The sequence below is a fragment of the Serratia sp. SCBI genome, assembly GCF_000747565.1.
Lineage (GTDB): Bacteria > Pseudomonadota > Gammaproteobacteria > Enterobacterales > Enterobacteriaceae > Serratia > Serratia ureilytica.
Window position 1 is genome coordinate 4,462,735 of record NZ_CP003424.1, and the last position, 24,097, is coordinate 4,486,831.

Genomic DNA, 24,097 nt, shown 5'->3' on the forward strand with positions numbered 1-24,097 from the left:
TCATCCTGCCGACGCAGCCGCGCCGGCGTTAATGCCTTACTCGCCTTTCACACGCTCGATGTTCGCACCCAGCGCGCGCAGCTTGTCTTCAATACGCTCATAGCCGCGATCAATATGGTAGATGCGATCGACGACGGTCACGCCGTCGGCGATGCAGCCGGCGATCACCAGGCTGGCGGAAGCGCGCAGATCGGTCGCCATCACCTGAGCACCGGACAGCTGTTCAACGCCATGGCAGATCACGGTGTTGCTCTCGATTTCCGCGTGCGCCCCCATGCGGATCAATTCCGGCACGTGCATGAAGCGGTTTTCGAAGATGGTCTCGGTGATAACGCCGGTGCCTTCCGCCACCAGGTTCAACAGGCTGAACTGGGCCTGCATGTCGGTCGGGAAGCCCGGGTGCGGCGCGGTGCGCACGGTGACCGCTTTCGGGCGCTTGCCGTGCATGTCCAGGCTGATCCAGTCTTCGCCCACTTCGATATCGGCACCGGCTTCACGCAGTTTGGCCAGCACCGCATCCAGCGTATCCGGACGGGTGTTACGGCACATCACTTTGCCGCCGGAAACCGCGGCGGCGATCAGGAAGGTACCGGTCTCGATACGGTCAGGCAGCACGCGATACACGCCGCCGCCCAGACGCTCGACGCCCTCGATGGTGATCTTGTCGCTGCCTGCGCCGCTGATCTTCGCGCCCAGCGTATTGAGGAAGTTGGCGGTATCGACAATTTCCGGCTCACGCGCGGCGTTCTCGATAACGGTCGTGCCGGTCGCCAGGGTCGCGGCGCTCATGATGGTCACGGTCGCGCCCACGCTCACCTTGTCCATCACGATGTGCGCGCCTTTCAGACGGCCATCGACGGACGCCTTGACGTAACCTTCTTCCAGCTTGATCTCGGCCCCCAACTGCTCCAGGCCGGTGATGTGCAGATCGACCGGACGCGCGCCGATCGCGCAGCCGCCCGGCAGGGAAACCTGACCGCGGCCGAAACGTGCCACCAGCGGCCCCAGCGCCCAGATGGAAGCGCGCATGGTTTTCACCAGATCGTAAGGCGCGCAAAACTCGTTCACGCCGCTGGCGTCCACGAAGACCGAACCGTTGCGCTCAATCTTGGTGCCCAACTGGCTGAGCAGTTTAATGGTGGTATCGATGTCCTTCAGCTTGGGGACATTCTGCAGCTCGACCGGTTCTTCCGCCAACAGGGCGGCGAACAGGATCGGCAGGGCGGCGTTTTTGGCCCCGGAAATAGACACTTCACCGCTCAGGCGGGTCCGACCCTGCACACGAAATTTATCCATCTGACTACTCTCTGTTATCTAATCTGAAGCTGCCCGCCCGGCAGGGCAAACAGCCTTAAAATCCGTTGAGTTTGCGGTCTCGCTGCCACTCTTCAGGGGTGTACGCCTTGATAGACAAGGCATGAATGCGGTTGTCCGCAATGTATTCCATCAGCGGTGCGTAAACCGTCTGCTGTTTTTTGACGCGGCTCATGCCGGCGAACAGTTCGCCGACCACGATCGCTTGAAAATGGCTGCCGTCGCCCGTCACGTGCGCTTCATCCAGTGCCAATGCCTGCATCAGCACGTCTTTAATCTCGTTGGTTTCCATAGTATCCAGTTCTGCCGCTAAAGGATCATAAACAGCCTAGTATCTTAGTGGAATACGATGTTTTCTTAAACTAAAGAAAAAGCCCCTGCATAACAGGGGCTTTGTATCGTTTAACCACGCAAAGGCGGTGTAAAACGCCGCTAACCGGCGGTATCGACAGGCATTATCGCCTGCAGGTTGTAGAGCGCGATCAGCGTTTTCAGACGCTCGGTGACGCCGAAAATTTTTAGCGCGACGCCACGTTGGCGCTGCTCTTCCTGCAGATGCAGCAACAGCGCCAGCCCGGAGGAGTCCACGCGCTGCAGTTGCGCCACGTCGATCGCGGTTTTATCCGCCATCAGCGCGTCGCGCTGCCGCCACAACGGCAGCAGCGTTTCACGGTCCAGTTCACCGCGCAGGATCAGCGTCTGCTGCTCTGATTCGAAGCTGAGCGCTGCCGACATCAGTTTTTCTTGTCCAGCGAGATTGGCTGCGCGGCAGCGGCCTGCAGCTGTTTGGTCAGGCCGTCGATGCCCTGAGTACGCAGCGTAGACGCCCACTCGTTTTGCTTGGTGGTGATCATGCTGACGCCTTCGGCGATCATGTCATACGCCTGCCAGTAGCCGGTTTTGCTGTTCTTGCGCCATTGGAAATCCAGACGCACCGGCGGGCGGCCGCCGTTGTCGATGATGGTGACGCGAATGGCCACGATGTCGGCGTTGCCCAGCGGCTGTTCAGGCGCGATCTGGTAAGTCTGGCCGTGGTACATCGCCAGCGCCTGGCCGTAAGCCTGCTCCAAGTAAGCCTGGAAAGCGGTGAAGTAAGCTTCGCGCTGCGCAGGCGTCGCATCTTTGTAGTAACGGCCCAGCACCAGCGCGCCGGCGTATTTCACCTGCACGAACGGCATCAGTTCCTGATGCACGATGGAGCGCAGGTAGTTCGGGTCCTGCTTGATCTTCGGCTGTTCGTTCTTCAAACGGCTGAAGGTCTTCTGCGCCGCGTCTTGCATCATGCTGTAAGGATTGGTTTGGTCGGCTGCGCTCGCCAGCGGCGCAACCACCAGCAGAGCCACCATCAGTAAACGTTTAAACATGCAGGTATCCTCTCTTAATGATTTGGAACAGCGGGTTGCGGTGCAGCGCCGGCAGCCGGCTCAGCGGCCGCGTCTCCCGGTTTGGCGCTGTCCTGACCGCCGCTTTTATACAGGAACTGGCCGATCAGATCTTCCAGAACCATGGCTGATTTAGTGTCCTGGATGGTGCCGCCATCTTTCAGAATGGTGGTGCCCATATCAGGATCTTCGAAGCCCACGTTAAGCGCCAGATATTGCTCGCCCAGCAGGCCGGAGGTGCGGATCGCCAGCGAGCTGGTATCCGGGATTTCGTCGTACTTTTTCTGGATATCGAGCGCCACGCGCGGCGTGTAGGTTTTCGGATCGAGTTCGATGTCCGCCACGCGGCCGATCACCACGCCGCCGATCTTCACCGGCGAACGCGGTTTCAGGCCGCCGATATTGTCGAACGTCGCGTAAACGCGGTAGGTCGGCTCGCTGCCGAGCGATTTAAGGTTCGCCACCTGCAGGCAGATAAACACGATGGCGCACAGCGCGATCAGCATGAATGCCCCAACCCAGATTTCACTCTTCTTCGTTTGCATCGAATCAATTCCCAAACATCAGTGCGGTCAGCACGAAATCCAATCCCAACACCGCCAGTGACGAATGCACCACGGTACGCGTCGTCGCCCGGCTAATCCCTTCAGAGGTAGGCACGGCGTCATACCCGTTGAAAATGGCAATCCAGGTTACGGTAATGGCGAACACCACGCTCTTGAGCAGGCAGTTAAGCAGATCTTTTTTCCACTCTACGGCGCCTTGCATCGCCGACCAGAAGAAGCCGCTGTCGATGCCCTTCCAATCCACGCCGACCACCGAGCCGCCCCAAATGCCGATCGCCACGAAGATGATGGTCAGCAGCGGCATGCTGATCATCCCCGCCCAGAAACGCGGCGCCACGATGCGCCGCAGCGGATCGACCGCCATCATTTCCAGGCTGGAGATCTGTTCCGTCGCCTTCATCAGGCCGATTTCCGCCGTGAGCGCGGAACCGGCGCGGCCGGCGAACAGCAGCGCCGTCACCACCGGCCCCAGCTCGCGCAGCAGCGACAGCGCCACCATCATGCCGAGGCTGGCTTCAGCGCTGTAGGTGGTAAGCACGATATACCCCTGCAGGCCCAGCACCATGCCGATAAACAGCCCGGAAACCATGATGATCAGCAGCGACTGCACGCCGACGCTGTAAAGCTGTTTCAACAACAGCGGCCACTGCTTGCCGGGTTCCGGCCGGCCAATCAATGCGTTGAACAGCATCAACCCGGCGCGGCCGAAGCTGGCGCTGGTGTTGATGCCACTGCGCCCCAGAGACGCTAACGCTCTTAATAACATGAGCTTATTTACTCCCTAAGCCTAGCAGTTCAGTCTGATAATCCCCGGCCGGATAGCGGAACGGCACCGGTCCATCCGCTATACCATCCAGGAACTGGCGCACGCGCGCATCAGGATTGTTCTGCAATTGCTGCGTGGTGCCTTCGGCAATCACCCGGTGATCGGCCACGATATAGGCGTAGTCGGCGATGCTCAGCACCTCCGGCACGTCGTGCGACACCACGATGCAGGTAATGCCCAGCGCATGGTTCAACTCGTCGATCAGCTTGACCAGCACCCCCATGGTGATCGGATCCTGGCCGACGAAAGGTTCGTCGAACATGATCATTTCCGGATCCAGCGCGATCGCGCGCGCCAACGCCGCCCGGCGCGCCATGCCGCCGGAGAGTTCATTGGGCATCAGCTGCGCCGCGCCGCGCAGCCCGACCGCTTCCAGCTTCATCAGCACCGTGCTGCGCAGCAGGGGCTCAGGCAGGTTGCTGTGCTCACGCAACGGGTAGGCCACGTTTTCGAATACGGTCAAATCGGTGAACAGCGCGCCCGACTGGAACAGCATGCTCATCTTTTTGCGCGCGTCGTACAACTGACGGCGGGACAATGCGGGAATGTTGTCGCCGTCAAACCAAATCTCCCCGCGGTCCGGCGTCAGCTGACCGCCGATCAGACGCAGCAGCGTGGTTTTGCCGATGCCCGACGGCCCCATGATCGCCGTGATCTTACCGCGAGGCACCGTCAGGTTGATGTCTTCAAATATCCGCCGGTCGCCGCGCGAGAAGCTCATGTCGCGCACTTCGACCAAATTATCTGCCTTTTGGAGCATGTTAATGGACCCTTTACGACTCATCTTTTGCTGAATCTACCCGTGATGTTAAAGCAATGGGCGCAATCCGTCTCATCTTTACAAAAACTTACTGCCATTTCGCAACCAATGATGCCATTGGTTTTACTTTTCCGCGCCACCCGGTCAAAATTGGCGCCATAACGAAAAAAACGAAAGTGTTCAACAATTAGCCGGGAAAAACCGTTGCTGCGCTCAAGCGCACGCACCGGAGGGCAAGCAATACCGCCGCATTGACGGCTTTAACCAACGAACCGGGATAATACCCGACAAAGGACCCTGCATGTTTCTCGCAATAGCATTATTAATCGTTGGTTTATTTCTACTGGTGTATGGTGCAGACCGCTTAGTTTATGGTGCTGCCGTGATTTCCCGTTCGCTTGGCGTGCCGCCGTTGATCATCGGCATGACCATCGTCGGCATCGGCACTTCACTGCCGGAGCTGATCGTGTCCACCACCGCCGCGCTGAACGGGCAGATAGATATGGCCGTTGGCAACGTATTAGGTTCCAACATCACCAACATTTTATTGATCCTGGGCGTCGCAGCGCTGATTCACCCGCTGGCTGCACGATCGGAAATACTGCGGCGCGAACTGCCGCTGATGTTAGCGGTCACAGTATTGTGCGGTTTCGTGTTGATGGACGGCACCCTGAGCAGGCTGGACGGCGTGCTGCTGCTGACCGCCGCCGCCGGTTTCATCCTGCTGATGCTGAAAATCGCCCGGCTGGCGCAGCGCGAGGGCAGCGACAGCCTGACCATGGAGCAGATCGCTGAACTGCCGCAGGACAGCAGCAATACCGTAGCGGTGCTGTGGCTGGTGCTGGCGTTTATCATTCTGCCGCTCTCTTCCAGAATGGTGGTCGATAACGCGACGGTGATCGCGCACTATTTCGGCCTGAGCGAACTGGTGGTCGGCTTGACCATTATCGCCATCGGCACCAGCCTGCCCGAGCTGGCCACGTCCATCGCCGGAGCATTAAAGGGCGAAGATGATATGGCGATTGGCAATATCATCGGCTCCAATATTTTCAACACGGTGATCGTGCTGGGCGTCCCCGCCCTGCTGTCGCCGGGCAGCGTGGACGCCGCCGCCTTCCAGCGCGATTACTGGGTGATGCTGGCGGCCAGCGTGCTGCTGAGCGTGCTGTGCATCGGCCGCAAACACCGCATCGGCCACCTGGCCGGCGCGCTGTTATTATGCGGCTTTATTGCGTATCTTGCGGTGCTGTTCTTTAACCCTTTCAGTACTTTCGGCTAAACCGACGGGAATGAGTATGTCGAACATTGAGTTGCAACCGGGCTTCGATTTTCAACAGGCCGGCAAAGAAGTGCTTCAGATAGAGCGTGACGGGCTGGCTCAGCTCGACAGCTACATCAACGCAGACTTCACCCGCGCCTGCGAAACGATCGCCACCTGCGGCGGAAAAGTGGTGGTGATGGGCATGGGTAAATCCGGCCATATCGGCTGCAAGATCGCCGCGACCTTCGCCAGCACCGGCACCCCCTCATTCTTCGTGCACCCGGCGGAAGCCAGCCATGGCGATTTGGGCATGGTCACTGCGCAGGATATCGTGCTCGCCATCTCCAACTCCGGTGAGTCCAGCGAGATCCTGGCGCTGATCCCGGTGTTGAAACGGCAGCGGATCACCCTCATCTGCATGACCAACAATCCGGAAAGTTCGATGGGCAAGGCGGCGGACATCCACCTGTGTATCAAGGTGCCGCAGGAAGCCTGCCCGCTGGGGCTGGCGCCGACCACCAGCACCACCGCCACGCTGGTGATGGGCGATGCGCTGGCCGTCGCGCTGCTGAAGGCGCGCGGTTTCACGCCGGAAGATTTCGCGCTGTCGCATCCGGGCGGCGCACTCGGCCGCAAGCTGCTGCTGCGGGTTAGCGATATCATGCACAGCGGCGACGAAATGCCCCACGTCAGCGCCGACGCCTCATTGCGCGACGCGCTGCTGGAAATCACCCGCAAAAATCTGGGTCTGACGGTGATCTGCGACGATCTGATGAAAATCGCCGGCATCTTTACCGATGGCGACCTGCGCCGGGTGTTCGATATGGGCATCAACCTGCACGAAGCCAAGATCGCCGATGTCATGACGCCGGGCGGCGTGCGGGTGCGTCCCAACCTCCTGGCGGTCGATGCGCTGAATCTGATGCAGCAACGCCACATCACCGCGCTGCTGGTTGCCGATGGCGACCAGTTGCTGGGTGTGGTACATATGCATGACATGCTGCGCGCCGGCGTCGTTTAATTAAGGAATAGAACGGAATGGGTATGGTAGAAACCTGCTACGGGCCGGTAGAACAAGAGGTTATGGCGCGTGCCGGGAACATCCGCCTGTTGATTTGCGATGTTGACGGCGTACTGTCAGACGGCCTGATCTTCATGGGCAACAACGGTGAAGAATTGAAGGCGTTCAACGTGCGCGACGGTTACGGCATCCGCTGTCTGAAAACCTCCGACATCGAGGTGGCGATCATTACCGGTCGCTCCGCCAGGCTGCTGGAAGACCGCGCGCAAACGCTCGGCATCACCCATCTGTATCAGGGGCAATCCGATAAGCTTTTGGCCTTCCGCGAACTGTTGGATAAACTGTCGTTAACGGCGGATCAGGTCGCCTATATCGGCGATGACCTGATCGACTGGCCGGTGATGGCGCAGGTGGGCCTGGCGGTCGCGGTCGCAGACGCTCATCCGCTGCTGACGCCGCGAGCCCACTACGTCACCCGCATTGCCGGCGGCCGCGGCGCGGTGCGCGAACTGTGCGACATCATTCTTTTGGCTCAAAATAAGCTGGAGGACGCCAAAGGGCTGTCGATATGAGTAAAACCAAACTTTGGATCACCATCCTGTTGACGGTGATCGTTCTGGCGCTGATCGGCTGGAACATGACGGACTTCAGCGACGATACGGCTCCTGGCCCGGCTAACGCTCAGGATCCGACCTACCAGAGCCAGCACACGGTCACCGTGGTGTACAATCCGGCCGGTAAACTGAATTATAAGCTGGTGGCGGAAGACGCGAAGTATTACACCGCCGGCGAGCTGAGCTGGTTCACCCAGCCGGTGATGACGCTGTTCGACGAGAATGCGGTGGCCACCTGGTCAGTTCGCGCCGATCGCGCCAAACTGACGAAAGACCGGATGCTGTATCTGTATGGCCACGTCGAGGTAAACAGCCTGACCACCACCTCGCAGCTGGAAAAAATTAAGACGGACAACGCTCAGGTAAACCTGGTCACCCAGGACGTCACCTCCGATGACGAAGTCACGCTTTACGGGACCAATTTTACCTCTAACGGCATGAAAATGCGTGGGAACCTGCGGACCAAAACCGCTGAGCTGATTGATAAGGTTAAGACCAACTATGAAATCCAGAACCAAAAACCAACTCCGTAATCTGTTGATCGGCAGCTTAGTTTTGGCCGCCAGCGCCCCTGCTCTGGCGCTGAAATCCGACTCCAGCCAGCCGGTCAGCATCGACTCGCTCAAGCAGTCGTTGGATATGCAAAGCAACGTCAGCACCTTTACTGACAACGTGGTGATCAAACAGGGCACCATCGATATCCGCGCTGACAAGGTGGTGGTCACCCGTCCGGGCGGAGATCAGAATAAGACCTATATTGAAGCGTTCGGCAACCCGGTAACCTTCTACCAGATGCAGGACAGCGGCAAGCCGGTCAAAGGCCACGCGCAGAAAGTGCGTTACGACGTGGCGACCCAGCTGGTGACCCTGACGGGCAACGCCTATCTGGAGCAGCTCGACAGCAACGTGAAAGGCGATCGCATCACCTATCTGGTGCAACAGCAGCAAATGCAGGCGTTTAGCGACAAAGGCAAACGCGTGACAACGGTTCTGGTACCGTCGCAGTTGCAAGACAAAAACGGGACAAAAAAAGAGTAACTAATCACTTATGGCAACACTCATCGCAGAAAACCTGGCGAAAGCCTACAAGGGCCGTAAAGTTGTCGAAGACGTCAGCCTGAAAGTGAAATCCGGCGAGATCGTCGGCCTGCTCGGCCCGAACGGCGCCGGTAAAACCACCACCTTCTACATGGTGGTCGGCATCGTGCCGCGCGACGCCGGGCGCATCGTGATCGACGAGGAAGACATCAGCCTGTTGCCGCTGCACGCCCGTGCGCGCCGCGGCATCGGTTACCTGCCGCAGGAAGCGTCGATCTTCCGCCGCCTGAGCGTGTACGACAACCTGATGGCGGTGTTGGAGATCCGTCCCGATCTCACCAGCGAACAGCGCGAAGACCGCGCCAAAGAGCTGATGGAAGAGTTCCATATCTCCCATCTGCGCAACAGCCTCGGCCAGGCGCTGTCCGGCGGTGAACGCCGCCGCGTCGAAATCGCCCGCGCGCTGGCGGCCAACCCGAAATTCATTCTGCTGGACGAACCCTTCGCCGGGGTGGATCCGATTTCCGTTATCGATATCAAGAAAATCATCGAGCACCTGCGTGACAGCGGCCTGGGCGTGCTGATCACCGACCACAACGTGCGCGAGACGCTGGACGTATGTGAACGCGCCTACATCGTCAGCCAGGGCAAACTGATTGCCCACGGCACGCCGGATGCTATTCTGGCCGACGAGCAGGTTAAACGCGTTTATCTGGGCGAAGAGTTCCGCCTCTAAGCGCCGGCGCGTCCTGCGGGACGACACCGTTAACGGAAGTAGACAGAAAACTATGAAGCAAGGTTTGCAACTCAGGCTCAGCCAACAGCTGGCCATGACACCTCAGCTCCAGCAGGCGATCCGCCTGCTGCAGTTGTCCACGCTTGAGCTTCAGCAAGAGATCCAGCTGGCGCTGGAGAGCAATCCGCTGCTTGAACAGACCGATCTGCACGACGAAATCGACGCCAAAGAAACCCAGGAGACCGAGGGGCTCGATACCCGCGAGGCCTTGGAGCAGAAAGACATGCCGGAAGAGCTGCCTCTGGACGCCACCTGGGATGAAATCTATACCGCGGGCACGCCGTCCGGCACCGGCACCGACTACAGCGACGACGAGCTGCCGGTCTATCAGGGCGAGACCACCCAAACGCTGCAGGATTATCTTATGTGGCAGGTGGATCTGACGCCGTTTTCCGATACCGACGCCGCCATCGCCACTTCCATCGTCGACGCGGTGGATGACACCGGCTATCTCACCGTCCCGCTGGAAGACATTCTGGAAAGCCTGGGCGACGAGAACGTGACCCTCGAGGAAGTCGAGGCGGTGCTGAAGCGCGTGCAGCGTTTTGATCCGATCGGCGTCGCCGCGCGCGATCTGCGCGATTGCCTGCTGGTGCAGCTCTCCCAATACGCCAAAGATACGCCTTATCTGGCCGAAGCGCGGCTGATCATCAGCGAGCATCTGGATCTGTTGGCCAACCACGACTTTCGCAGCCTGATGCGATCAACCCGGCTAAAAGAAGATACACTGAAAGAAGCGATGCTGCTGATTCAGTCGCTCGATCCGCGCCCGGGGCAGTCGATCAATACCGGCGAATCGGAATACGTCATTCCGGACGTGCTGGTGCGCAAGACGCAGAACAAATGGACGGTCGAGCTCAACGGCGACAGCGTGCCGCGTTTGAAGATCAATCAGCAGTACGCCGCGCTGGGCAACAGCGCCCGCAGCGAAGCCGACGGCCAGTTCATCCGCAGCAACCTGCAGGAAGCCAAGTGGCTGATTAAAAGCCTGGAGAGCCGCAACGAGACGTTGCTGAAGGTCACCCGCTGCATCGTCGATCAGCAGCAGGCGTTCTTCGAGCAAGGCGAAGAGTTTATGAAACCCATGGTGCTGGCGGATATCGCCCAGGCCGTGGAGATGCATGAATCGACGATCTCGCGCGTCACCACGCAGAAGTTTCTGCACAGCCCGCGCGGCATTTTCGAATTGAAATATTTCTTCTCCAGCCACGTGAATACCGACAGCGGCGGCGAAGCCTCCTCGACGGCGATCCGCGCGTTGGTGAAGAAATTGATTGCGGCGGAAAACCCCGCCAAACCGCTCAGCGATAGCAAGCTGGCCACCCTGCTCGCCGATCAGGGGATCATCGTGGCCCGGCGCACCGTCGCCAAGTACCGAGAGTCTTTGTCCATCCCGCCGTCGAACCAGCGCAAACAGTTGGTTTGACCTCTATTGAGAAGGAAGACACTATGCAGCTCAACATTACCGGACACCACATCGAAATCACCGATCCGTTGCGCGAGTTCGTGAACAACAAGTTCGCCAAACTCGAACAGTATTTTGATCGCATCAATCAGGTGTATGTTGTATTAAGTGTGGAAAAAGTGCAGCAAATTGCGGAAGCAACGGTGCACGTGAATGGAGGCGAGTTGCACGCCACCTCGGAAGACGAGAATATGTATGCCGCAATTGATACGCTGATCGACAAATTGGCACGTCAATTGAACAAACATAAAGACAAATTGAAGCAACACTGACACCCTGACCCATTCCGTGAGGCGGCATCCATCGCCGCCTCTCCCTTCGGCGCGTGACCCGCATGGGTGACGCGCCGAACGGTAATCAGGGTCAAAACCGACGAAAAACCGCCTTGCCGGGTTCGCCCGGCGGCGCGGTTTTAAGTGAAGATGAGATGAACAACGAATATATGCAATTAAGCTCGGTGTTAAACATCGAGTGCACCAAAAGCTCGGTACACTGCACCAGCAAGAAGCGGGCTTTGGAAATTATCAGCGAACTGGCCGCCAAACAGCTCAATCTGCCTTCGCAGGTGGTGTTTGACGCGGTTCTCACCCGGGAGCGCATGGGCAGCACCGGTATCGGCAACGGTATCGCCATTCCCCACGGCAAACTGGAAGAGGACACACTGCGGGCCGTTGGCGTGTTTATCCGTCTCGACCAACCCATCGCTTTCGACGCTATCGACAATCAGCCGGTCGATCTGCTGTTTGCGCTGCTGGTGCCTGCCGATCAGTGCAAAACCCATTTGCATACGCTGTCGCTGGTCGCCAAACGCCTGGCAGACAAAACCGTATGCCGCCGCCTGCGCGCCGCGCAGAGCGACGAAGAACTTTACCAAATCATCACCGAGTGATGCCCGGCCGGCGTGACTTCCAGCCCGGATAACGATACTGTTTTACGATGATGGATCCGGCTGCGGCCGGAATAACAAAGTTTAACGGTGGCGATGAACGCCGCCGCGATGCCAGGGGAGTTGCCACATGGTGCTGATGATTGTCAGCGGCCGTTCCGGTTCCGGAAAATCCGTCGCCTTGCGGGCGCTGGAAGACATGGGTTTTTACTGCGTTGACAACCTGCCGGTGGTTCTGCTGCCGCAGCTCGCCAATACGCTGGCGGAACGCAATATCTCCGCGGCGGTCAGCATCGACGTGCGCAACATGCCGGAATCGCCGGAAGTGTTCGAATACGCGATGACTCAGCTGCCGGACAGCTTCTCGCCGCAGCTGCTGTTCCTCGACGCCGATCGCAACACGCTGATCCGCCGTTACAGCGACACCCGCCGCCTGCACCCGCTCTCCAGCAAAAACCTGTCGCTGGAAAGCGCGATCGACGAAGAGAGCGATCTGCTCGAACCGCTGCGCTCGCGGGCTGACCTGATTATCGACACCTCGGAAATGTCGGTGCACGAACTGGCCGAAATGCTGCGCACCCGCCTGCTCGGCAAGCGCGAGCGCGAACTGACGATGGTGTTCGAATCCTTCGGCTTCAAGCACGGCATTCCGATCGACGCCGACTACGTGTTCGACGTGCGCTTCCTGCCTAACCCGCACTGGGATCCGAAGCTGCGGCCGATGACCGGTCTGGACAAGCCGGTAGCGTCGTTCCTCGATCGCCATACCGAAGTGCATAACTTCATTTACCAGACCCGCAGCTATCTGGAACAGTGGCTGCCGATGCTGGAAACCAACAATCGCAGCTACCTGACGGTCGCCATCGGCTGTACCGGCGGCAAACACCGTTCGGTGTACGTGGCGGAACAGCTGGCCGATTACTTCCGCTCGCGCGGCAAGAACGTGCAATCGCGCCACCGCACGCTGGAAAAGCGCAAACAATGACGGTCAAACAGACGGTTGAAATCAAAAACAAGCTGGGCATGCACGCGCGCCCGGCGATGAAACTGTTCGAACTGGTGCAAAGCTTCGACGCCGAAGTGATGCTGCGCAACGAAAGCGGCACCGAAGCCGAAGCCAGCAGCGTCATCGCGCTGCTGATGCTGGACTCCGCCCAGGGTCGGCACATCGAAGTCGAAGCGACCGGCCCCGATGAAGTCAACGCGCTGGCGGCGGTGGTCGAGCTGTTCAACTCCGGGTTTGATGAAGATTAGTCGCTGAGACTCTTCCCATGCGTCGCCTCGGCGCATGTGTTGCCTCCGCCCCTCCCATAGTGTAGCCCTCCCGTTTCTCATTTTGCGAATCCGCTTCCAGAATCAGCCGTAACCGCCTGTAAATTCACGTCATGGATTTACCCCCACCACGGTAATCGCAATAGTGTGTAACGCAAAAACAGACAACAGGCGGATGTTTCCCCACGCTTTGCTTGCGGGACAACAGAAAGTTTACAATTTGTGAACCTCACCGGCAGTCGCTATAATGTTCACCGGGTAGGAATCGAAGGAACGATGCATATCATTTCCAGGGAACCGTTCAATAACGCAACGAAGCAATATCCCAATGAAGCCACTGCTCTCGAGGCCATTTATAAAGCGTTGCGACGGGGCGAGTTCCGCACGCCGGACGAGTTAAAAGCGCTTTTTCCTTCGCTCGATCGTATGAAGTACAAAGAGAAATGGTGGGTCATTGACGTCGGCGGCAACCACCTGCGGATCTTGTTCTTTGCCAGCTTCGAGACACAGAAAGTCTTCATAAAGCATATCGTTAGCCACGCCGAATACGACAAGCTGATGCAGCACTATCGAAGGAGTTCGTCATGATTACAGATGCCATTAAGGCGGCCGATGCGCTACTGCGCGCCGTACCCTTATTGCAGGGCAGCCACGCTCAGCAAGACTACCGAGAAGCGCTCGAATTGGTGGAATATCTGCTGGAAAACGATGAACGCCATCCGCTGATTGACATGTTGGCAAAAAAAATCGCCGAATATGAAGACAACAGCGCCGAATTTACCGCATTCAACCAGCGTATCGCCCAACTCCCACAGGGGGTGGCCGCGCTTCGCGTATTGATGGAACAGCACCAACTCAGCCAAAGTGATTTTGAACATGAGATCGGCAAAAAGTCGTTGGTCAACCAAATCCTGAACGGCAAAAGATCGCTGACCATTCCGCACATTATGGCGCTGGCCAAACGCTTCAATCTGCCCCCAGCCCTATTCCTGCCGGAAGCGGATTAGCCCCTCAACTCCGGCTCAGGCAGTCCAGCGCCACCGCTTTGAAGCTGTCGAAGCTGTCGCTGCCCAGCAGGCGGCTCATTGAGCGTTCACGCACGAAGGTGACGAACAGCTCATAGATCGCCATCGCCTCTTCATAGTCGCTCTTGCTGATCGCCAGCAGGAAAATCACGTGCGCGACTTCGCCTTCGCCCCAGGCGACGCCCTGCGGCGCCAGTAGCGTCACCACCACGGTCTTTTTCGCCAGCAGCCCCAGCGAGTGCGGCAGCGCGATGCCTTCGCCCAGCAGCGTGGAGACGATCGCCTCGCGTTCGACCACCGACGGATAAAAGTCCGCGCCGACATACCCTTCCCGCTCCAGCTGGCCGCACACCCGGCTGAACAGTTCCGCCTGCGTCAGCGGCTCGTTGAGCACCATGAAATGCTCGGCGTCGAAGAACTTCTCCAGCATGTACGGCCTGGTGCGATCCACCAGCACCAGTTTGCCCAGTTGCTCCAGCTGATAATCGGTCGGGAACGGCGACATCACCACTACCGGCTTGTTCTTTTCGCCGATGCGGGCGTTGGAAATCACGAAGTCTTCGTCGATGTGCGCGAGCATCTCGTAATCGCGCAGCGAGACGATGCGCGTCATCACCAGCTGCGGATACTTGCGCGCAATCTGCGCCTGGATCATCCGCACCGTCGAGTTGCCGGTGTCGCACACCAGCATCACCTGCGGGTGGCGTTCATAACCGATGTTGTAATGTCGCTCCAGCCCCACGCCGATGTGCAGCACCAGATAACCGATTTCGTTCTCGCTCAGCGTATAAGGCGTGTACTTGCCCCAGCTGGAGACCGCCGCCAGCGTCACGTCGTAAGCCATCGGATAGTGCTGCTTGATGTTGGCCAACAGCGGATTGGGGATGTTGATCTGGTATTTCACCCGCGTAATCATGGTCTTGATATGGGTAAGCAGATCGGCCCGCAGCTGCTCGTCGCCCTGCAGGTTGTAGTTATAGTGTGCGTTGATGTAGGAAAGAATGTAGTCCACCAGCGCTTCTTCATCGTCGGCGTTGATTTCGGTCGGCTGCACGTCCTGCACGCGCCGCGCGGCGATATTGACCCGCAGATAGGCCTCTTCGGCCATCGAGATCTCTTTGCCGGAAGCCGCACGCAGCTCCGCCGCCAGGCGGGTCGACACCTGGCGCACCGCCTCGTCGCCGTCCTCCACCTCGAAGTCCGACAGCGGATAGCCATCGTTGATGCGCCGCAGCGCCACCGCGCAGTAGAAAATCAGGTACTGTTCGCCCTCGTCGGTCAGGCGAATGGCGTATTGCGACAGCAGCGGGTGCAATAATCCGGCGAACGCCGCCACCTGCGGCTGCAGCAGGATCTCGTTGTTGAGCAGCGGGTTCTCGGCGTCGGCCAGCTGCAGCTGGAACAGCAGGTCGGTCAGGCAGGCGCGGATCGCCATCTCCGCGCCGAACAGCTTCATGCCGTAACGCGGCTTGGTTTCGATCGTTAATTGATAGTGCGCCAGACGCTCTCTCACCTCAGCCATGTCGTTTTGCAGCGTGCCGCGGCTGACGAACCACTCGTCAGCCAAATCCTCCAGTTTGAGGGAGAAGGCTGAGGTCAAAAAACGCACCAGAGATAATGCACCCGCTCCTGCGCGCTGCGCGGGGTGGCGTGTTTGCGGCGCTCCTGATGCTGCAGGGCGCTGAACAGCGCGGCATTATCGACCTGCAAACGATAGCCGGCCCCGCGGCTATGCACGAAGCGCGCGCCGTATTTGTCCAGGATCTCGTTCAGCGCGGTGATATCCGCCCGCACCGTGCGGGTAGACACGGCGAAACGCTTCGCCAGCTCATCCTGCGGCAAAGTCTCGGTTTGCAAAGCATCGAACAAGTAAGCCAAACGCGGGTAAGGAAATCGCACCATTCTGTGTCCGTCAATCAGGCGGTCCGCCCGGTGAACCGGGCGGGCCGCGGGTTACTTCGGCGGCGGCAGGAACGCCATTTGCGAGGGGCTGCCGATCGGCAGATAGCCGCCCACAAAGCTGAGTTTGCCGTCCGTCGGGTTGACGCTGAAGCGGGTGACGTTATCGCTGCGCTGGTTCAACGCATACAGATAGCGGCCATCCGGGCTCAGCGCCAGCGAACGCGGATAATCGCCACGCGTCCAGGTTTCCGCCACCGGTTTCAACTCACCGCCAGCGCCCACGCTGAACTGGGCAATGCTGTTATGCAGCCGGTTGGCGACGTACAGCGTGTCGCCGTTCTTGCTGAGCGCCAGCCCCGAAGCGAAGCTGGTGCCCTGATAGTCGGCGGGCAGCGCGGAAACCGCATGCAGTTGTTTCAGAGTACCTTTTTGGCGATCAAAACGGTAGCTGGTCAACGTCGAGGCCTCTTCGTTCACCAGCAGCACGGTTTCGCCGTCCGGATGGAACACAAAGTGACGCGGCCCCGCGCCGGCGGAAGAGGCGGCGATCCACGGCGGATCGTTCGGCGTCAGCCGGCCGCTCGCCGCGTCAAAGCGCCATTGATAGATGCGATCCAATCCCAGATCGGTGGAGAACACGAACTTGCCGCTCGGATCGCTGGCGATCATATGGGCATGCGGGCCGTTGTGATCGCTGACGGCGAAGCTGCCGTCCACCGCGGCCGCCGGTTTGGCCGCGCCCGCCGGGCCCTGTTGCTGCTGCAGCGAGCTGGCGGCGCCCAGGCTGCCGTCCGCTTCAATCGGGAAGACCGCCACGCTGCCGCTGACGTAGTTCGCCACCAGCAGATGCCGCCCGTCCGGCGTCGGGGTGAGATACACCGGCCCTGCCCCCTGCGAATCCACCTGGTTGAGCTGCGTCAGTGCGCCATCGGCCGGATTGATCCGGTAGGCGGTGATGCCGCCGTGCTTGCCGCCGTTGAAATCGGCCACTTCGCTGGCGACATACAGCGTTTTGCCGCCGACGCCCAGCGTCAGCTGCGCCGGATTCGGCACGTTGCTGACCAGCGTAACCTGGCTCAACGCGCCGCTGGCCGGATCGACCCGCACTCGGTAAACGCCTTCGCCGTTGGGATTGTAGGTGCCGATATAGGCAAAATGAGATGACGTGGAGTTCATTGCATCCTCAGCATGCAGCGCCGGGCCGGTCACGGCCAGCAGCGCCAGGAACAACGCGGTGCGTCGGGTTGGAGCCTGCCAGTTTCGCATAGTAGTCCTCAGTATATACCCGTCATCTTTCAAGCCGCAGCGTTGTTGGCTGCGCAGTTACTCGGCCCATCCATGGGCCTCACCCCTTCGGGGCCGCTGCAAGCAGCGTTTAAATCTGCTCCCGGCAGATTTTTCACCCCAGTCACTTACTTAAGTAAGCTCCTGGGGCTCCTGCGCTTGCCGCCTAGCTGCAACTTGAAAGCTATAGGCTATAGGTAACGGCGCGGCATGCCGCGCCACGGGAAAACCTTCGCCTCCCAGCGTTTACCTCATCCCATTACGCGTTCAGCCCACCAGCTTTTTGGTCATCGCCAGCAGGGCTTTCACGTCCTGCGGACGCGTATCGCCGCTGGTGGCGTCGATGATCGAGCTGTAGATATGCGGGATCACGCGTTTCACGCCGGCCGCCAGCGCGATCTCGACGATCGACTCAAAGTTCTCCAGATCGATACCGCCGGTCGGCTCCAGCATGAAGTCATGCTCGGCGCAGGCCTTGGCTACGTACTGGTACTCGTCCTTGCACTTCAGGCCACCCATCGGGAAATACTTGATGGAGCTGCCGCCCATGTCTTTCAGCAGGGCGATGGCGGTTTCCACCGGCACGATGCCATCCGGCGCCGCGGCGCTCAATGGGCCGGTAGAGATCTTCACCCAACCGACGCGGCCGGTCGGCGACACCAGGCCGTTGACCACGCTGTCGTTCTGGCCCAGCAGCGCGCGGCTGACGCCGACGCCGGTGAACACCTGGTTAACGTGCTGCGGCTGCACCTGCTGAGCGATCAGGCTGACCATCGCCGACTGCTTCGGATCGCCGGCACCCAGGCCGACCGAGAGCGCGTTTTCAATCAGGCGCGCATAGCGCAGCATGTCGGTCACCGCGCTGTCGACGTCCGGGTAGTTCTTGGAGAGCACGCCCACCAGCACATGGCCTTCCGCCGCGGCGTAGATGTCCTGCGCGTTGGCTTTGGAGCCGGCCAACACGTTCAGGCAGACGCGGTCGCGATAGTAGTTAGGCTGCAGCTTCATGCTTGTTTCTCCGTAAACAGATTTTTGATACAGGTAAAGACGGTCATCAGTTGCCGCTCGTCGACGCTGCGCACGTCGACCTCAATCTTGCCCTCGTTGGCCTTGTAGCCGCGGAAGTAGATGGCGATATCGCCGGTTTTCAGCGCCTGGACGATGTCATAAGTCGACCGCCCCAGCACCGCTTCGTCAAAGGCGATCTCGGCGCGGGCGATATCGCGGCCGGCGCTGTCCCAGACGGTCCTGGCGCTGACGCCGGTCAGGGTGTTGAGGCTGTCGAGGAACGGCGTCATCCGCTCCACCATCTGTTGCCCGGTGGTTTTCTCAAGCGTCAGATAGCTTTCAATCGCTTGGGTCAGGCCGAGGATGCCCTCTTTGCCGACCTTCATCGCCCGGCCGATGCCGCCGGATTGCAACTTCACCCACTCGACGTACTGTTTCTTGCCGATCACGAGACCGCTGGTCGGCCCCTCGATAGCTTTGGCGCCGCTGTAAATCACCAGATCGGCCCCCATCTGGTAATAACACATCAGATCTTCTTCCGCCGCGGCGTCGACGATCAGCGGCAGGTTATGCTTGCGCGCCACCACCGCCGCCTGTTCGACGGACAGAATGCTTTTCTGCACGCAGTGGTGCGATTTGACGTACAGGATCGCCGCAGTCTGCGGCGTGATGCAGGCTTCAATCTGCTCCGGCGAACATTCGTTGGCGTACCCCGCCTCCACCACCTTGCCACCGCCCAGCGCCACCATGGTATCCACCGGCGCGCCGAAGTTGACGTTGTGACCGCGCGGCAGCACGATCTCGCGCGGCACGGCGATCGGCGCCGAATGCAGGTTCACCAGCAGATTGGCGTTATCTTTAACGATCACCGCCGCCACCGACTGGGCGATGCCCGCCGAGGCGCAGGAGACGATCACCGCATCTTCCACGTTGAGCAGATCGGCGATGTAGGCGCCGGTCTTGTTGACCAGATCCTTGATTTCGAAATAGTGGTTCAGGCCGTAATCAACGGCGTCGATCACGTCCTGGCGCGGCGTGGAAACGCCGAGAATGGTCATGCGGCCGGAGGTGTTGATCACCTGCTTCAAACCGTATTTTTCATAAATCGAAGACATGGCTTGCCTCCCCTTGTTCGGTTAATAGGATTTCCCCGGCCACCACCGCGGCCAGCGGCACCAGCAGCCGTTCGCCCTCGGCGGTTTGCCCTTCGGCGTCGGCGAATACCTGCGGTTCGCAGCGCAGCTCAAACAGCGTGAAATCGGCGTCATAGCCCGGCTCCAGCCGCCCTTTGCCGCTCAGTTGCAGTGCCGACGCGGCGTTCTCCGTCACGCAGGCGATCACCTGCGGCAGCGTCAGGCCGACGCTGAAGAATTTGGACATCACCGTCGCCAGGCTGTGCACCGGCCCGTTCATGCGGTTGCGGCAGTAAATATCGGAGCTGATGGTGTGCGGCAAAATGCCCAGTTTGATCGCCTGGCGCGCCACCTCGAAGCTGAAGCTGGCGGTGCCGTGCCCTACGTCGAGCAATACGCCGCGCCGCAGCGCGCGCTGGATAGACTCGCGCAGCGTGCCCGCCGGCGTCAGAATGCGGTTCGGTTTGCCGTTGTAGCAGTGGGTGATAATGTCGCCACGGGTCAACAAATCGGCGATATCGTCCAGATCCGGCGGGTTATTACCGATATGCACCATCAGCGGCAGCTGGCGGTTTTCCTGCTGGATCTCTTTGGCCAACACCAGCGGCCGGGTGCCGTTCTTGCCCACCACGCTGCTGCTCATGCGCGCCTTGATGCCGATGATAAAGCCGGGGTGGTTGGCGATGGCCTGGCCGGCCTCGCGCTTGTCGATGTCCGTCAACTCCGCCAGCTCGTTCTGCCGCAGCAGGCCGATGCGCGATATATTGAGGAAGGCGAAAACGTTGGTTTTGGCGCTGCGCGTCAGCTGATAAAAGGCGTCGATATCGTCGGCACCGGCGCTGCCGGCATCGACCACGCTGGTGACGCCGCTGGCGACGCCGACCCGATCCGGCTCGTCATGGTAGATCGGCGATTCGGGATAGCAGTGCACGTGCGCATCGATCCAACCGGCGCTCAGGCGGCAGTTGCCCGCCAGATCCAGCTGGCGAACGGCGCTGACGTCCGCCGCCAACCGCCCCACCGAGGCTATTTTGCCGTCTTTCACCGCCAGATCGATCAGCGTATCGTCCGCCAGTCTGGCGCCTCTGATTACTAAGTCATACATACCGCATTGCTCCTGTTAGCCCGGGCGCCGCCGCAGTTTCGGGCGGCGCCTGGCGCAGGCCTCTTAAGAAATGGCTACCGGGAAGATCGCCCCCAGGATCATCGCGCCGAGGATCGCTCCGCCGGTGATCGGTTTGCCCCAGATATAGAACAGCAGCGCGCCGAGCAGCGAACCGATGCCGATCGGGATCGAGGCGGTCATCGCCGACAGGATGATCAACGGCCCGAGGAAGCGGCCCGAGGAGTTGCCCGCGCCCATCATCACGTCTGCCCCGTAGGTGGAGTTGCTCTGATTGATGGTGAATTTGCGCGCCAGAATGATCACATAACCGATCGCCAGGCCGATGATCAGGCCGGTAGCCAGCGAAGCGGCGAAGTTGGCGACCGGGAACACGATGCCGGCCCCCAAAAGCAGCGCCGGTACGCCCAGCCCGACGCCGGTCTGGATCGCGCCGCCAATGTCGAGGATGCCTACCAGCGAACCTTCGATGATGCGCGCGAACAGGAAGCTGGCGCCGAACGCCGCCACCGCGCCGTACACGCCGGTATCCATCCCCGCCCGCAGCATGGAGACGAAGGCCACTTCGTTAAAGGCACCGATGCCGTACAGGTAGTACATGTGCGTCCCGGCGAACACGCCGGAGGACAGCAGGCCAACAAAAATCGGGAATGACCAGTCGGCGTACCAGAAGCCTTTTTGGGTTTGCTCTTCCATCATCCCGCTCCTTATTTACCGCTCAGGGTGTTGTGAATGGCGTCCAGCCAGCCCGGCACGCCGAGGCTGAAGGACTCGAGAACTTTCATGTCGAAGCCGCGGAAGAAGCCGCTCAGCACGAACAGCAGCACGATCACCGCCATCATGATCTTGGTGATTTTGTTCCAGCCGCTCTCTTCCACGCCTTTGCCGATCAGAATGCCCAGCACCAGGCCCGGTACGGCGTTGCCCATGATCAGCTGCGCCAGGCCGCCGAAAATGGTGCCCCAGAAGCCGGAACGGCGTCCGGCGTCGATCGCCGCCAGCCAGAAGATCACCGGCATCACGGTGTTCACCAGCAGGTTGGCCGCCGGCACCAGCACCTTGATCGCGGTGACCTGCAGCGCGGCAGGCACGGCGGAAGCGGTGGTATTGAGGAAGGCCACCACCAGCATGCCGATGATGCCGCAGGCGATGGCCATTTTTTTCGGATCGTGCAGCGTTTGCGCCAGATTGCGGTTCTTGACCATCAGGGCCGCCGCGCCCCAGTGCGGGATGATGCGGTGATCGACGTCCTGCGTGAAGGAGCCCGCCGCCACGGAAGACGCCCAGGCGTTGAAGAAGAAGCCCAGACCGAATGAGAAGTGGGAAGCCGGATCGCCCTCGCAGGAGTTCAGCTCGCCCAGGGTGCGAAACGCCCCCATGCCCTGTGTTGTCGGCGCGTGGAACATGCGTGCGGCGCCGGCCCCTACGCCGCCCCCCACCAGCCCACCGATAATAATCGATTTAAATAAGATGATTAAAAACATCAGTATACCCTTTCATTTATGCTAACGTTTTTATTTCGTGACGAAGACAACCTTCTCGGTATTGATAATGGTTACGTTCACGGTTATTTCCAGAGAAACGGCATAGCTCTTTCTTTCACGCGGCAAAAAGAAGAAAAGAAATTTCTCTTTTGTTATTTTCTCTTCCGCTTTCACCACGCTGACGTCCTGCGGCTCGATGCGCAGCAGAATATTGTTGGTGGACTTTAATACCGCGCCCTGCACATTAGCCAAGGCGGAAGCAAAAGCTTTCGCTTTGCTGTCGCCTTTACCCTCCACCTTTACCGATGTGGTATATTGCTCTTTCATTATGGGTTGCCATGTTTTTTGACGTAGGCTTCCACCAGTTTCTGGCCCAGCTCTTCTTTATCCATAAAGCCGAACCCCAGCACGTTGCAGCCTTCGTTAATTGCCGTCACGCCCTCTTCCACCGAACGCATGCCGTATTTGGCTTTGTAGCCGTATTTGGTTTGCGCGGTAATCGCGCCGGCGCCGCCGCTGCCGCAAAAAGAGATGCCCAGCTGCGCGTTTTCCGCTTTCATGACGTCGCCCAGCTTCATATCCGCCGCCACGCCGGGGATAACCACCGCTTTTCCGCCTGCGTTTTCAACGCCCTGGCCGACTTTTTGCCCTTTTCCCAAACGATCGCCGATCACTACGGTAATTTGACCCATGGTATATTCTCCTGATTGAAATCGATGCGTTAACCGCTATGCGTTATTATCTTTCGCCACTTCGAAGTGCACTGAAAGCAAATAGGCTTCTTCGATAGGCAATGTGCCAAACTGATCCACCACGCGCTCCGCCATTTGCATGGACTCGGCGGAAATTTCGTCGAACAGTGATTTATCCACCTCCGGCAACGGCTCACCGGTTATTGAGCGCAGCACCATGGCGCGAATATGCGATTCCAGCATCTGTTGCTGCACCGCATTGGTATAAATATTCTCAGCATTCAGCATCGCGGTAATATCCGCCAGCACCCGAGCGGTGATCTCACCGGCTTCGCTGATATCGGATTGTTCAATTTCTTTTATCGAAGCAGATCCATCATTCACTTTTCAGTACCCCTAGATCCCACATTAATCAGTAAGCCGTAAAGCGCATCACCTGAATAACCCGCTTTCTGTGATGTCTTTACCCTACCCCCGGTAAGATTTTCTGTGGAGACCGGTTTTTTCCAGTTCGAAGTGGAAATCGAATGACGCGCGGAGATCCATTTCGCAAAACGGCGTTAAGGCGAAAAAGTAAATGAGATAACAATTACATAACCCGGCTAACGGTTTTTTTTGCCTCGATTGACGATAAAAGCCTTCGTGATCGGGATCTCTTTCTTTTCTCGCCCCAACCGCCTACTATCAATGGGACAAATCGACATTACCCACACCCCCGCTCCTCTGGCGCGGGGGTGTTGCTTTGTGTTGTTTTTCCGAATTTATGGGTGCACAGACTGGCGCCCTTTGATTTGACTGGAGAGTGGAATGACCAAACCCATCATTACTATTAATGAGCTGGATGCGGAACGCCTGGATGCGCTATTGGAACAACCGGCCTTTGCCAACACCGACGTCGCCGCCGCGCTGAACGACGAGTTGGATCGCGCGGAAATCCTGCCGCCGGAGAAAATGCCGGCCAACGTGGTGACCATGAACAGCCGCGTGCGTTTTCGCGATCTGCACACCGATGAAGAGCACGTGCGCACGCTGGTTTACCCGGCCTCGCTGAAAGACAGCCACGATCAGCTGTCGGTGATGGCGCCGCTGGGCGCAGCGCTGCTCGGCATGCACGTCGGCAAGCAGATCTCCTGGCAATTGCCGAACGGTGAAGAAGCGCGGATTGAAGTGCTGGAATTGCTGTACCAGCCGGAAGCGGCGGGCGAATACCACCGTTAAGCGGTTCTCAGGGCGGCATCCGGCCGC

General features: G+C 59.2%; 30 protein-coding genes and 1 pseudogene. 14 read left to right on the top strand and 17 right to left on the bottom strand.

Going from position 1 to position 24,097, the window contains the following annotated elements; translation table 11 throughout:
* Positions 1-36 precede the first annotated feature (36 nt).
* The 7 genes from murA to mlaF all read right to left on the bottom strand — a co-directional run bounded on the left by murA (position 37) and on the right by mlaF (position 4,848).
* Complete coding sequence (gene murA, locus SERRSCBI_RS20805; RefSeq protein ID WP_019453131.1) at positions 37-1,296, bottom strand: UDP-N-acetylglucosamine 1-carboxyvinyltransferase; 1,260 nt, start codon at positions 1,294-1,296, stop codon at positions 37-39.
* A 55-nt stretch (positions 1,297-1,351) separates the two neighbouring features.
* Positions 1,352-1,606: a BolA family iron metabolism protein IbaG gene (gene ibaG / locus SERRSCBI_RS20810; protein ID WP_025304370.1), complete on the bottom strand. Its 255-nt coding sequence runs from the start codon at positions 1,604-1,606 to the stop codon at positions 1,352-1,354.
* A gap of 140 nt (positions 1,607-1,746) precedes the next feature.
* Positions 1,747-2,049, bottom strand: a complete 303-nt coding sequence (gene mlaB / locus SERRSCBI_RS20815; protein ID WP_033644499.1) for a lipid asymmetry maintenance protein MlaB — start codon at positions 2,047-2,049, stop codon at positions 1,747-1,749.
* Complete coding sequence (gene mlaC, locus SERRSCBI_RS20820; protein ID WP_033644498.1) at positions 2,049-2,678, bottom strand: phospholipid-binding protein MlaC; 630 nt, start codon at positions 2,676-2,678, stop codon at positions 2,049-2,051. The genes mlaB and mlaC overlap by 1 nt, the downstream gene beginning before the upstream one ends.
* Positions 2,679-2,692: 14 nt before the next feature.
* The gene (gene mlaD / locus SERRSCBI_RS20825; protein WP_042785433.1) at positions 2,693-3,241 is read right to left on the bottom strand and encodes an outer membrane lipid asymmetry maintenance protein MlaD; all 549 of its coding nucleotides are present in this window, start codon (positions 3,239-3,241) and stop codon (positions 2,693-2,695) included.
* Between the two features lie 4 nt (positions 3,242-3,245).
* Positions 3,246-4,028, bottom strand: a complete 783-nt coding sequence (gene mlaE / locus SERRSCBI_RS20830; RefSeq protein ID WP_042785434.1) for a lipid asymmetry maintenance ABC transporter permease subunit MlaE — start codon at positions 4,026-4,028, stop codon at positions 3,246-3,248.
* A 4-nt stretch (positions 4,029-4,032) separates the two neighbouring features.
* Complete coding sequence (gene mlaF, locus SERRSCBI_RS20835) at positions 4,033-4,848, bottom strand: phospholipid ABC transporter ATP-binding protein MlaF (protein WP_033644494.1); 816 nt, start codon at positions 4,846-4,848, stop codon at positions 4,033-4,035.
* Positions 4,849-5,149: 301 nt separating this feature from the next.
* Between mlaF and SERRSCBI_RS20840 the strand changes: the two genes are divergently transcribed.
* From SERRSCBI_RS20840 to SERRSCBI_RS20900, 13 genes are all read left to right on the top strand, one after another.
* Positions 5,150-6,127 carry a calcium/sodium antiporter gene (locus tag SERRSCBI_RS20840; RefSeq protein ID WP_033644493.1) on the top strand — a complete coding sequence of 326 codons (978 nt, stop codon included), beginning with the start codon at positions 5,150-5,152 and terminating at the stop codon, positions 6,125-6,127.
* 16 nt (positions 6,128-6,143) lie between these two features.
* Entirely contained in the window at positions 6,144-7,130 is a 987-nt protein-coding gene (kdsD, locus tag SERRSCBI_RS20845) for an arabinose-5-phosphate isomerase KdsD (RefSeq protein WP_033651252.1), read from the top strand.
* A gap of 17 nt (positions 7,131-7,147) precedes the next feature.
* A complete protein-coding gene (kdsC, locus tag SERRSCBI_RS20850; protein WP_004937049.1) occupies positions 7,148-7,702 on the top strand; it encodes a 3-deoxy-manno-octulosonate-8-phosphatase KdsC in 555 nt (184 codons plus the stop codon).
* Positions 7,699-8,277 (top strand): LPS export ABC transporter periplasmic protein LptC, encoded by a 579-nt coding sequence (gene lptC, locus SERRSCBI_RS20855; protein ID WP_042785435.1) that lies wholly within the window; start codon positions 7,699-7,701, stop codon positions 8,275-8,277. The genes kdsC and lptC overlap by 4 nt, the downstream gene beginning before the upstream one ends.
* Positions 8,246-8,782 (top strand): lipopolysaccharide ABC transporter substrate-binding protein LptA, encoded by a 537-nt coding sequence (gene lptA / locus SERRSCBI_RS20860; RefSeq protein WP_042785436.1) that lies wholly within the window; start codon positions 8,246-8,248, stop codon positions 8,780-8,782. Before lptC ends, lptA begins: the two co-directional genes overlap by 32 nt.
* A gap of 10 nt (positions 8,783-8,792) precedes the next feature.
* Positions 8,793-9,518, top strand: coding sequence for an LPS export ABC transporter ATP-binding protein (gene lptB / locus SERRSCBI_RS20865; protein ID WP_042785437.1), 726 nt, complete (start codon positions 8,793-8,795; stop codon positions 9,516-9,518).
* A 52-nt stretch (positions 9,519-9,570) separates the two neighbouring features.
* On the top strand, positions 9,571-11,004 hold the full coding sequence (rpoN, locus tag SERRSCBI_RS20870; protein WP_004937039.1) for an RNA polymerase factor sigma-54: 1,434 nt from the start codon (positions 9,571-9,573) through the stop codon (positions 11,002-11,004).
* Positions 11,005-11,027: 23 nt separating this feature from the next.
* Entirely contained in the window at positions 11,028-11,315 is a 288-nt protein-coding gene (gene hpf / locus SERRSCBI_RS20875) for a ribosome hibernation promoting factor (RefSeq protein ID WP_004937038.1), read from the top strand.
* 155 nt (positions 11,316-11,470) lie between these two features.
* Positions 11,471-11,932, top strand: coding sequence for a PTS IIA-like nitrogen regulatory protein PtsN (gene ptsN / locus SERRSCBI_RS20880; RefSeq protein WP_016930212.1), 462 nt, complete (start codon positions 11,471-11,473; stop codon positions 11,930-11,932).
* Positions 11,933-12,059: 127 nt separating this feature from the next.
* Positions 12,060-12,914, top strand: coding sequence for an RNase adapter RapZ (gene rapZ, locus SERRSCBI_RS20885; protein WP_015379177.1), 855 nt, complete (start codon positions 12,060-12,062; stop codon positions 12,912-12,914).
* The gene (npr, locus tag SERRSCBI_RS20890) at positions 12,911-13,183 is read left to right on the top strand and encodes a PTS phosphocarrier protein NPr (protein ID WP_004937034.1); all 273 of its coding nucleotides are present in this window, start codon (positions 12,911-12,913) and stop codon (positions 13,181-13,183) included. Before rapZ ends, npr begins: the two co-directional genes overlap by 4 nt.
* A gap of 294 nt (positions 13,184-13,477) precedes the next feature.
* Entirely contained in the window at positions 13,478-13,789 is a 312-nt protein-coding gene (locus tag SERRSCBI_RS20895) for a type II toxin-antitoxin system HigB family toxin (RefSeq protein ID WP_004937033.1), read from the top strand.
* Positions 13,786-14,208, top strand: a complete 423-nt coding sequence (locus tag SERRSCBI_RS20900; RefSeq protein ID WP_033644489.1) for a type II toxin-antitoxin system HigA family antitoxin — start codon at positions 13,786-13,788, stop codon at positions 14,206-14,208. Before SERRSCBI_RS20895 ends, SERRSCBI_RS20900 begins: the two co-directional genes overlap by 4 nt.
* A 4-nt stretch (positions 14,209-14,212) precedes the next feature.
* Here SERRSCBI_RS20900 and SERRSCBI_RS20905 read toward each other — a convergent pair.
* From SERRSCBI_RS20905 to SERRSCBI_RS20950, 10 genes and pseudogenes are all read right to left on the bottom strand, one after another.
* Positions 14,213-16,128 (bottom strand): annotated as a pseudogene (locus SERRSCBI_RS20905) (transcription antiterminator).
* 51 nt (positions 16,129-16,179) lie between these two features.
* Positions 16,180-17,394: a lactonase family protein gene (locus SERRSCBI_RS20910; RefSeq protein ID WP_042785438.1), complete on the bottom strand. Its 1,215-nt coding sequence runs from the start codon at positions 17,392-17,394 to the stop codon at positions 16,180-16,182.
* A gap of 285 nt (positions 17,395-17,679) precedes the next feature.
* Positions 17,680-18,420, bottom strand: coding sequence for a KDGP aldolase family protein (locus tag SERRSCBI_RS20915; protein ID WP_042785439.1), 741 nt, complete (start codon positions 18,418-18,420; stop codon positions 17,680-17,682).
* Positions 18,417-19,535 carry a DgaE family pyridoxal phosphate-dependent ammonia lyase gene (locus SERRSCBI_RS20920; RefSeq protein WP_042785440.1) on the bottom strand — a complete coding sequence of 373 codons (1,119 nt, stop codon included), beginning with the start codon at positions 19,533-19,535 and terminating at the stop codon, positions 18,417-18,419. The genes SERRSCBI_RS20915 and SERRSCBI_RS20920 overlap by 4 nt, the downstream gene beginning before the upstream one ends.
* Positions 19,519-20,658 (bottom strand): amidohydrolase/deacetylase family metallohydrolase, encoded by a 1,140-nt coding sequence (locus tag SERRSCBI_RS20925; protein ID WP_042785442.1) that lies wholly within the window; start codon positions 20,656-20,658, stop codon positions 19,519-19,521. The genes SERRSCBI_RS20920 and SERRSCBI_RS20925 overlap by 17 nt, the downstream gene beginning before the upstream one ends.
* A gap of 63 nt (positions 20,659-20,721) precedes the next feature.
* Entirely contained in the window at positions 20,722-21,372 is a 651-nt protein-coding gene (locus SERRSCBI_RS20930) for a DUF4310 family protein (RefSeq protein ID WP_004937013.1), read from the bottom strand.
* Between the two features lie 11 nt (positions 21,373-21,383).
* On the bottom strand, positions 21,384-22,160 hold the full coding sequence (locus SERRSCBI_RS20935) for a DUF4311 domain-containing protein (RefSeq protein ID WP_042785443.1): 777 nt from the start codon (positions 22,158-22,160) through the stop codon (positions 21,384-21,386).
* A 30-nt stretch (positions 22,161-22,190) separates the two neighbouring features.
* Positions 22,191-22,487, bottom strand: a complete 297-nt coding sequence (locus SERRSCBI_RS20940) for a DUF4312 family protein (RefSeq protein WP_004937003.1) — start codon at positions 22,485-22,487, stop codon at positions 22,191-22,193.
* Positions 22,487-22,852, bottom strand: a complete 366-nt coding sequence (locus SERRSCBI_RS20945) for a glycine-rich SFCGS family protein (RefSeq protein ID WP_004937000.1) — start codon at positions 22,850-22,852, stop codon at positions 22,487-22,489. The genes SERRSCBI_RS20940 and SERRSCBI_RS20945 overlap by 1 nt, the downstream gene beginning before the upstream one ends.
* 36 nt (positions 22,853-22,888) lie before the next feature.
* The gene (locus tag SERRSCBI_RS20950; RefSeq protein WP_089192640.1) at positions 22,889-23,215 is read right to left on the bottom strand and encodes a glycine dehydrogenase; all 327 of its coding nucleotides are present in this window, start codon (positions 23,213-23,215) and stop codon (positions 22,889-22,891) included.
* 444 nt (positions 23,216-23,659) lie between these two features.
* Here SERRSCBI_RS20950 and rnk point away from each other — a divergent pair, with 444 nt between their 5' ends.
* A complete protein-coding gene (gene rnk / locus SERRSCBI_RS20955; RefSeq protein WP_004936993.1) occupies positions 23,660-24,070 on the top strand; it encodes a nucleoside diphosphate kinase regulator in 411 nt (136 codons plus the stop codon).
* The last annotated feature ends 27 nt before the right edge of the window (positions 24,071-24,097 follow it).

Coding starts and splice junctions, on each gene's coding strand:
- lptB (WP_042785437.1), top strand. CDS start 8,793: ATGGCAACACTCATCGCAGAAAACCTGGCGAAAGCCTACAAGGGCCGT.
- mlaD (WP_042785433.1), bottom strand. CDS start 3,241: ATGCAAACGAAGAAGAGTGAAATCTGGGTTGGGGCATTCATGCTGATC.
- SERRSCBI_RS20900 (WP_033644489.1), top strand. CDS start 13,786: ATGATTACAGATGCCATTAAGGCGGCCGATGCGCTACTGCGCGCCGTA.
- ibaG (WP_025304370.1), bottom strand. CDS start 1,606: ATGGAAACCAACGAGATTAAAGACGTGCTGATGCAGGCATTGGCACTG.
- SERRSCBI_RS20935 (WP_042785443.1), bottom strand. CDS start 22,160: ATGTTTTTAATCATCTTATTTAAATCGATTATTATCGGTGGGCTGGTG.
- SERRSCBI_RS20910 (WP_042785438.1), bottom strand. CDS start 17,394: ATGCGAAACTGGCAGGCTCCAACCCGACGCACCGCGTTGTTCCTGGCG.
- rapZ (WP_015379177.1), top strand. CDS start 12,060: ATGGTGCTGATGATTGTCAGCGGCCGTTCCGGTTCCGGAAAATCCGTC.
- SERRSCBI_RS20940 (WP_004937003.1), bottom strand. CDS start 22,487: ATGAAAGAGCAATATACCACATCGGTAAAGGTGGAGGGTAAAGGCGAC.
- lptC (WP_042785435.1), top strand. CDS start 7,699: ATGAGTAAAACCAAACTTTGGATCACCATCCTGTTGACGGTGATCGTT.
- kdsD (WP_033651252.1), top strand. CDS start 6,144: ATGTCGAACATTGAGTTGCAACCGGGCTTCGATTTTCAACAGGCCGGC.
- hpf (WP_004937038.1), top strand. CDS start 11,028: ATGCAGCTCAACATTACCGGACACCACATCGAAATCACCGATCCGTTG.
- SERRSCBI_RS20915 (WP_042785439.1), bottom strand. CDS start 18,420: ATGAAGCTGCAGCCTAACTACTATCGCGACCGCGTCTGCCTGAACGTG.
- npr (WP_004937034.1), top strand. CDS start 12,911: ATGACGGTCAAACAGACGGTTGAAATCAAAAACAAGCTGGGCATGCAC.
- SERRSCBI_RS20840 (WP_033644493.1), top strand. CDS start 5,150: ATGTTTCTCGCAATAGCATTATTAATCGTTGGTTTATTTCTACTGGTG.
- kdsC (WP_004937049.1), top strand. CDS start 7,148: ATGGGTATGGTAGAAACCTGCTACGGGCCGGTAGAACAAGAGGTTATG.
- SERRSCBI_RS20930 (WP_004937013.1), bottom strand. CDS start 21,372: ATGGAAGAGCAAACCCAAAAAGGCTTCTGGTACGCCGACTGGTCATTC.
- lptA (WP_042785436.1), top strand. CDS start 8,246: ATGAAATCCAGAACCAAAAACCAACTCCGTAATCTGTTGATCGGCAGC.
- rpoN (WP_004937039.1), top strand. CDS start 9,571: ATGAAGCAAGGTTTGCAACTCAGGCTCAGCCAACAGCTGGCCATGACA.
- mlaB (WP_033644499.1), bottom strand. CDS start 2,049: ATGTCGGCAGCGCTCAGCTTCGAATCAGAGCAGCAGACGCTGATCCTG.
- SERRSCBI_RS20925 (WP_042785442.1), bottom strand. CDS start 20,658: ATGTATGACTTAGTAATCAGAGGCGCCAGACTGGCGGACGATACGCTG.
- SERRSCBI_RS20920 (WP_042785440.1), bottom strand. CDS start 19,535: ATGTCTTCGATTTATGAAAAATACGGTTTGAAGCAGGTGATCAACACC.
- SERRSCBI_RS20895 (WP_004937033.1), top strand. CDS start 13,478: ATGCATATCATTTCCAGGGAACCGTTCAATAACGCAACGAAGCAATAT.
- rnk (WP_004936993.1), top strand. CDS start 23,660: ATGACCAAACCCATCATTACTATTAATGAGCTGGATGCGGAACGCCTG.
- mlaF (WP_033644494.1), bottom strand. CDS start 4,848: ATGCTCCAAAAGGCAGATAATTTGGTCGAAGTGCGCGACATGAGCTTC.
- mlaC (WP_033644498.1), bottom strand. CDS start 2,678: ATGTTTAAACGTTTACTGATGGTGGCTCTGCTGGTGGTTGCGCCGCTG.
- ptsN (WP_016930212.1), top strand. CDS start 11,471: ATGAACAACGAATATATGCAATTAAGCTCGGTGTTAAACATCGAGTGC.
- mlaE (WP_042785434.1), bottom strand. CDS start 4,028: ATGTTATTAAGAGCGTTAGCGTCTCTGGGGCGCAGTGGCATCAACACC.
- SERRSCBI_RS20945 (WP_004937000.1), bottom strand. CDS start 22,852: ATGGGTCAAATTACCGTAGTGATCGGCGATCGTTTGGGAAAAGGGCAA.
- murA (WP_019453131.1), bottom strand. CDS start 1,296: ATGGATAAATTTCGTGTGCAGGGTCGGACCCGCCTGAGCGGTGAAGTG.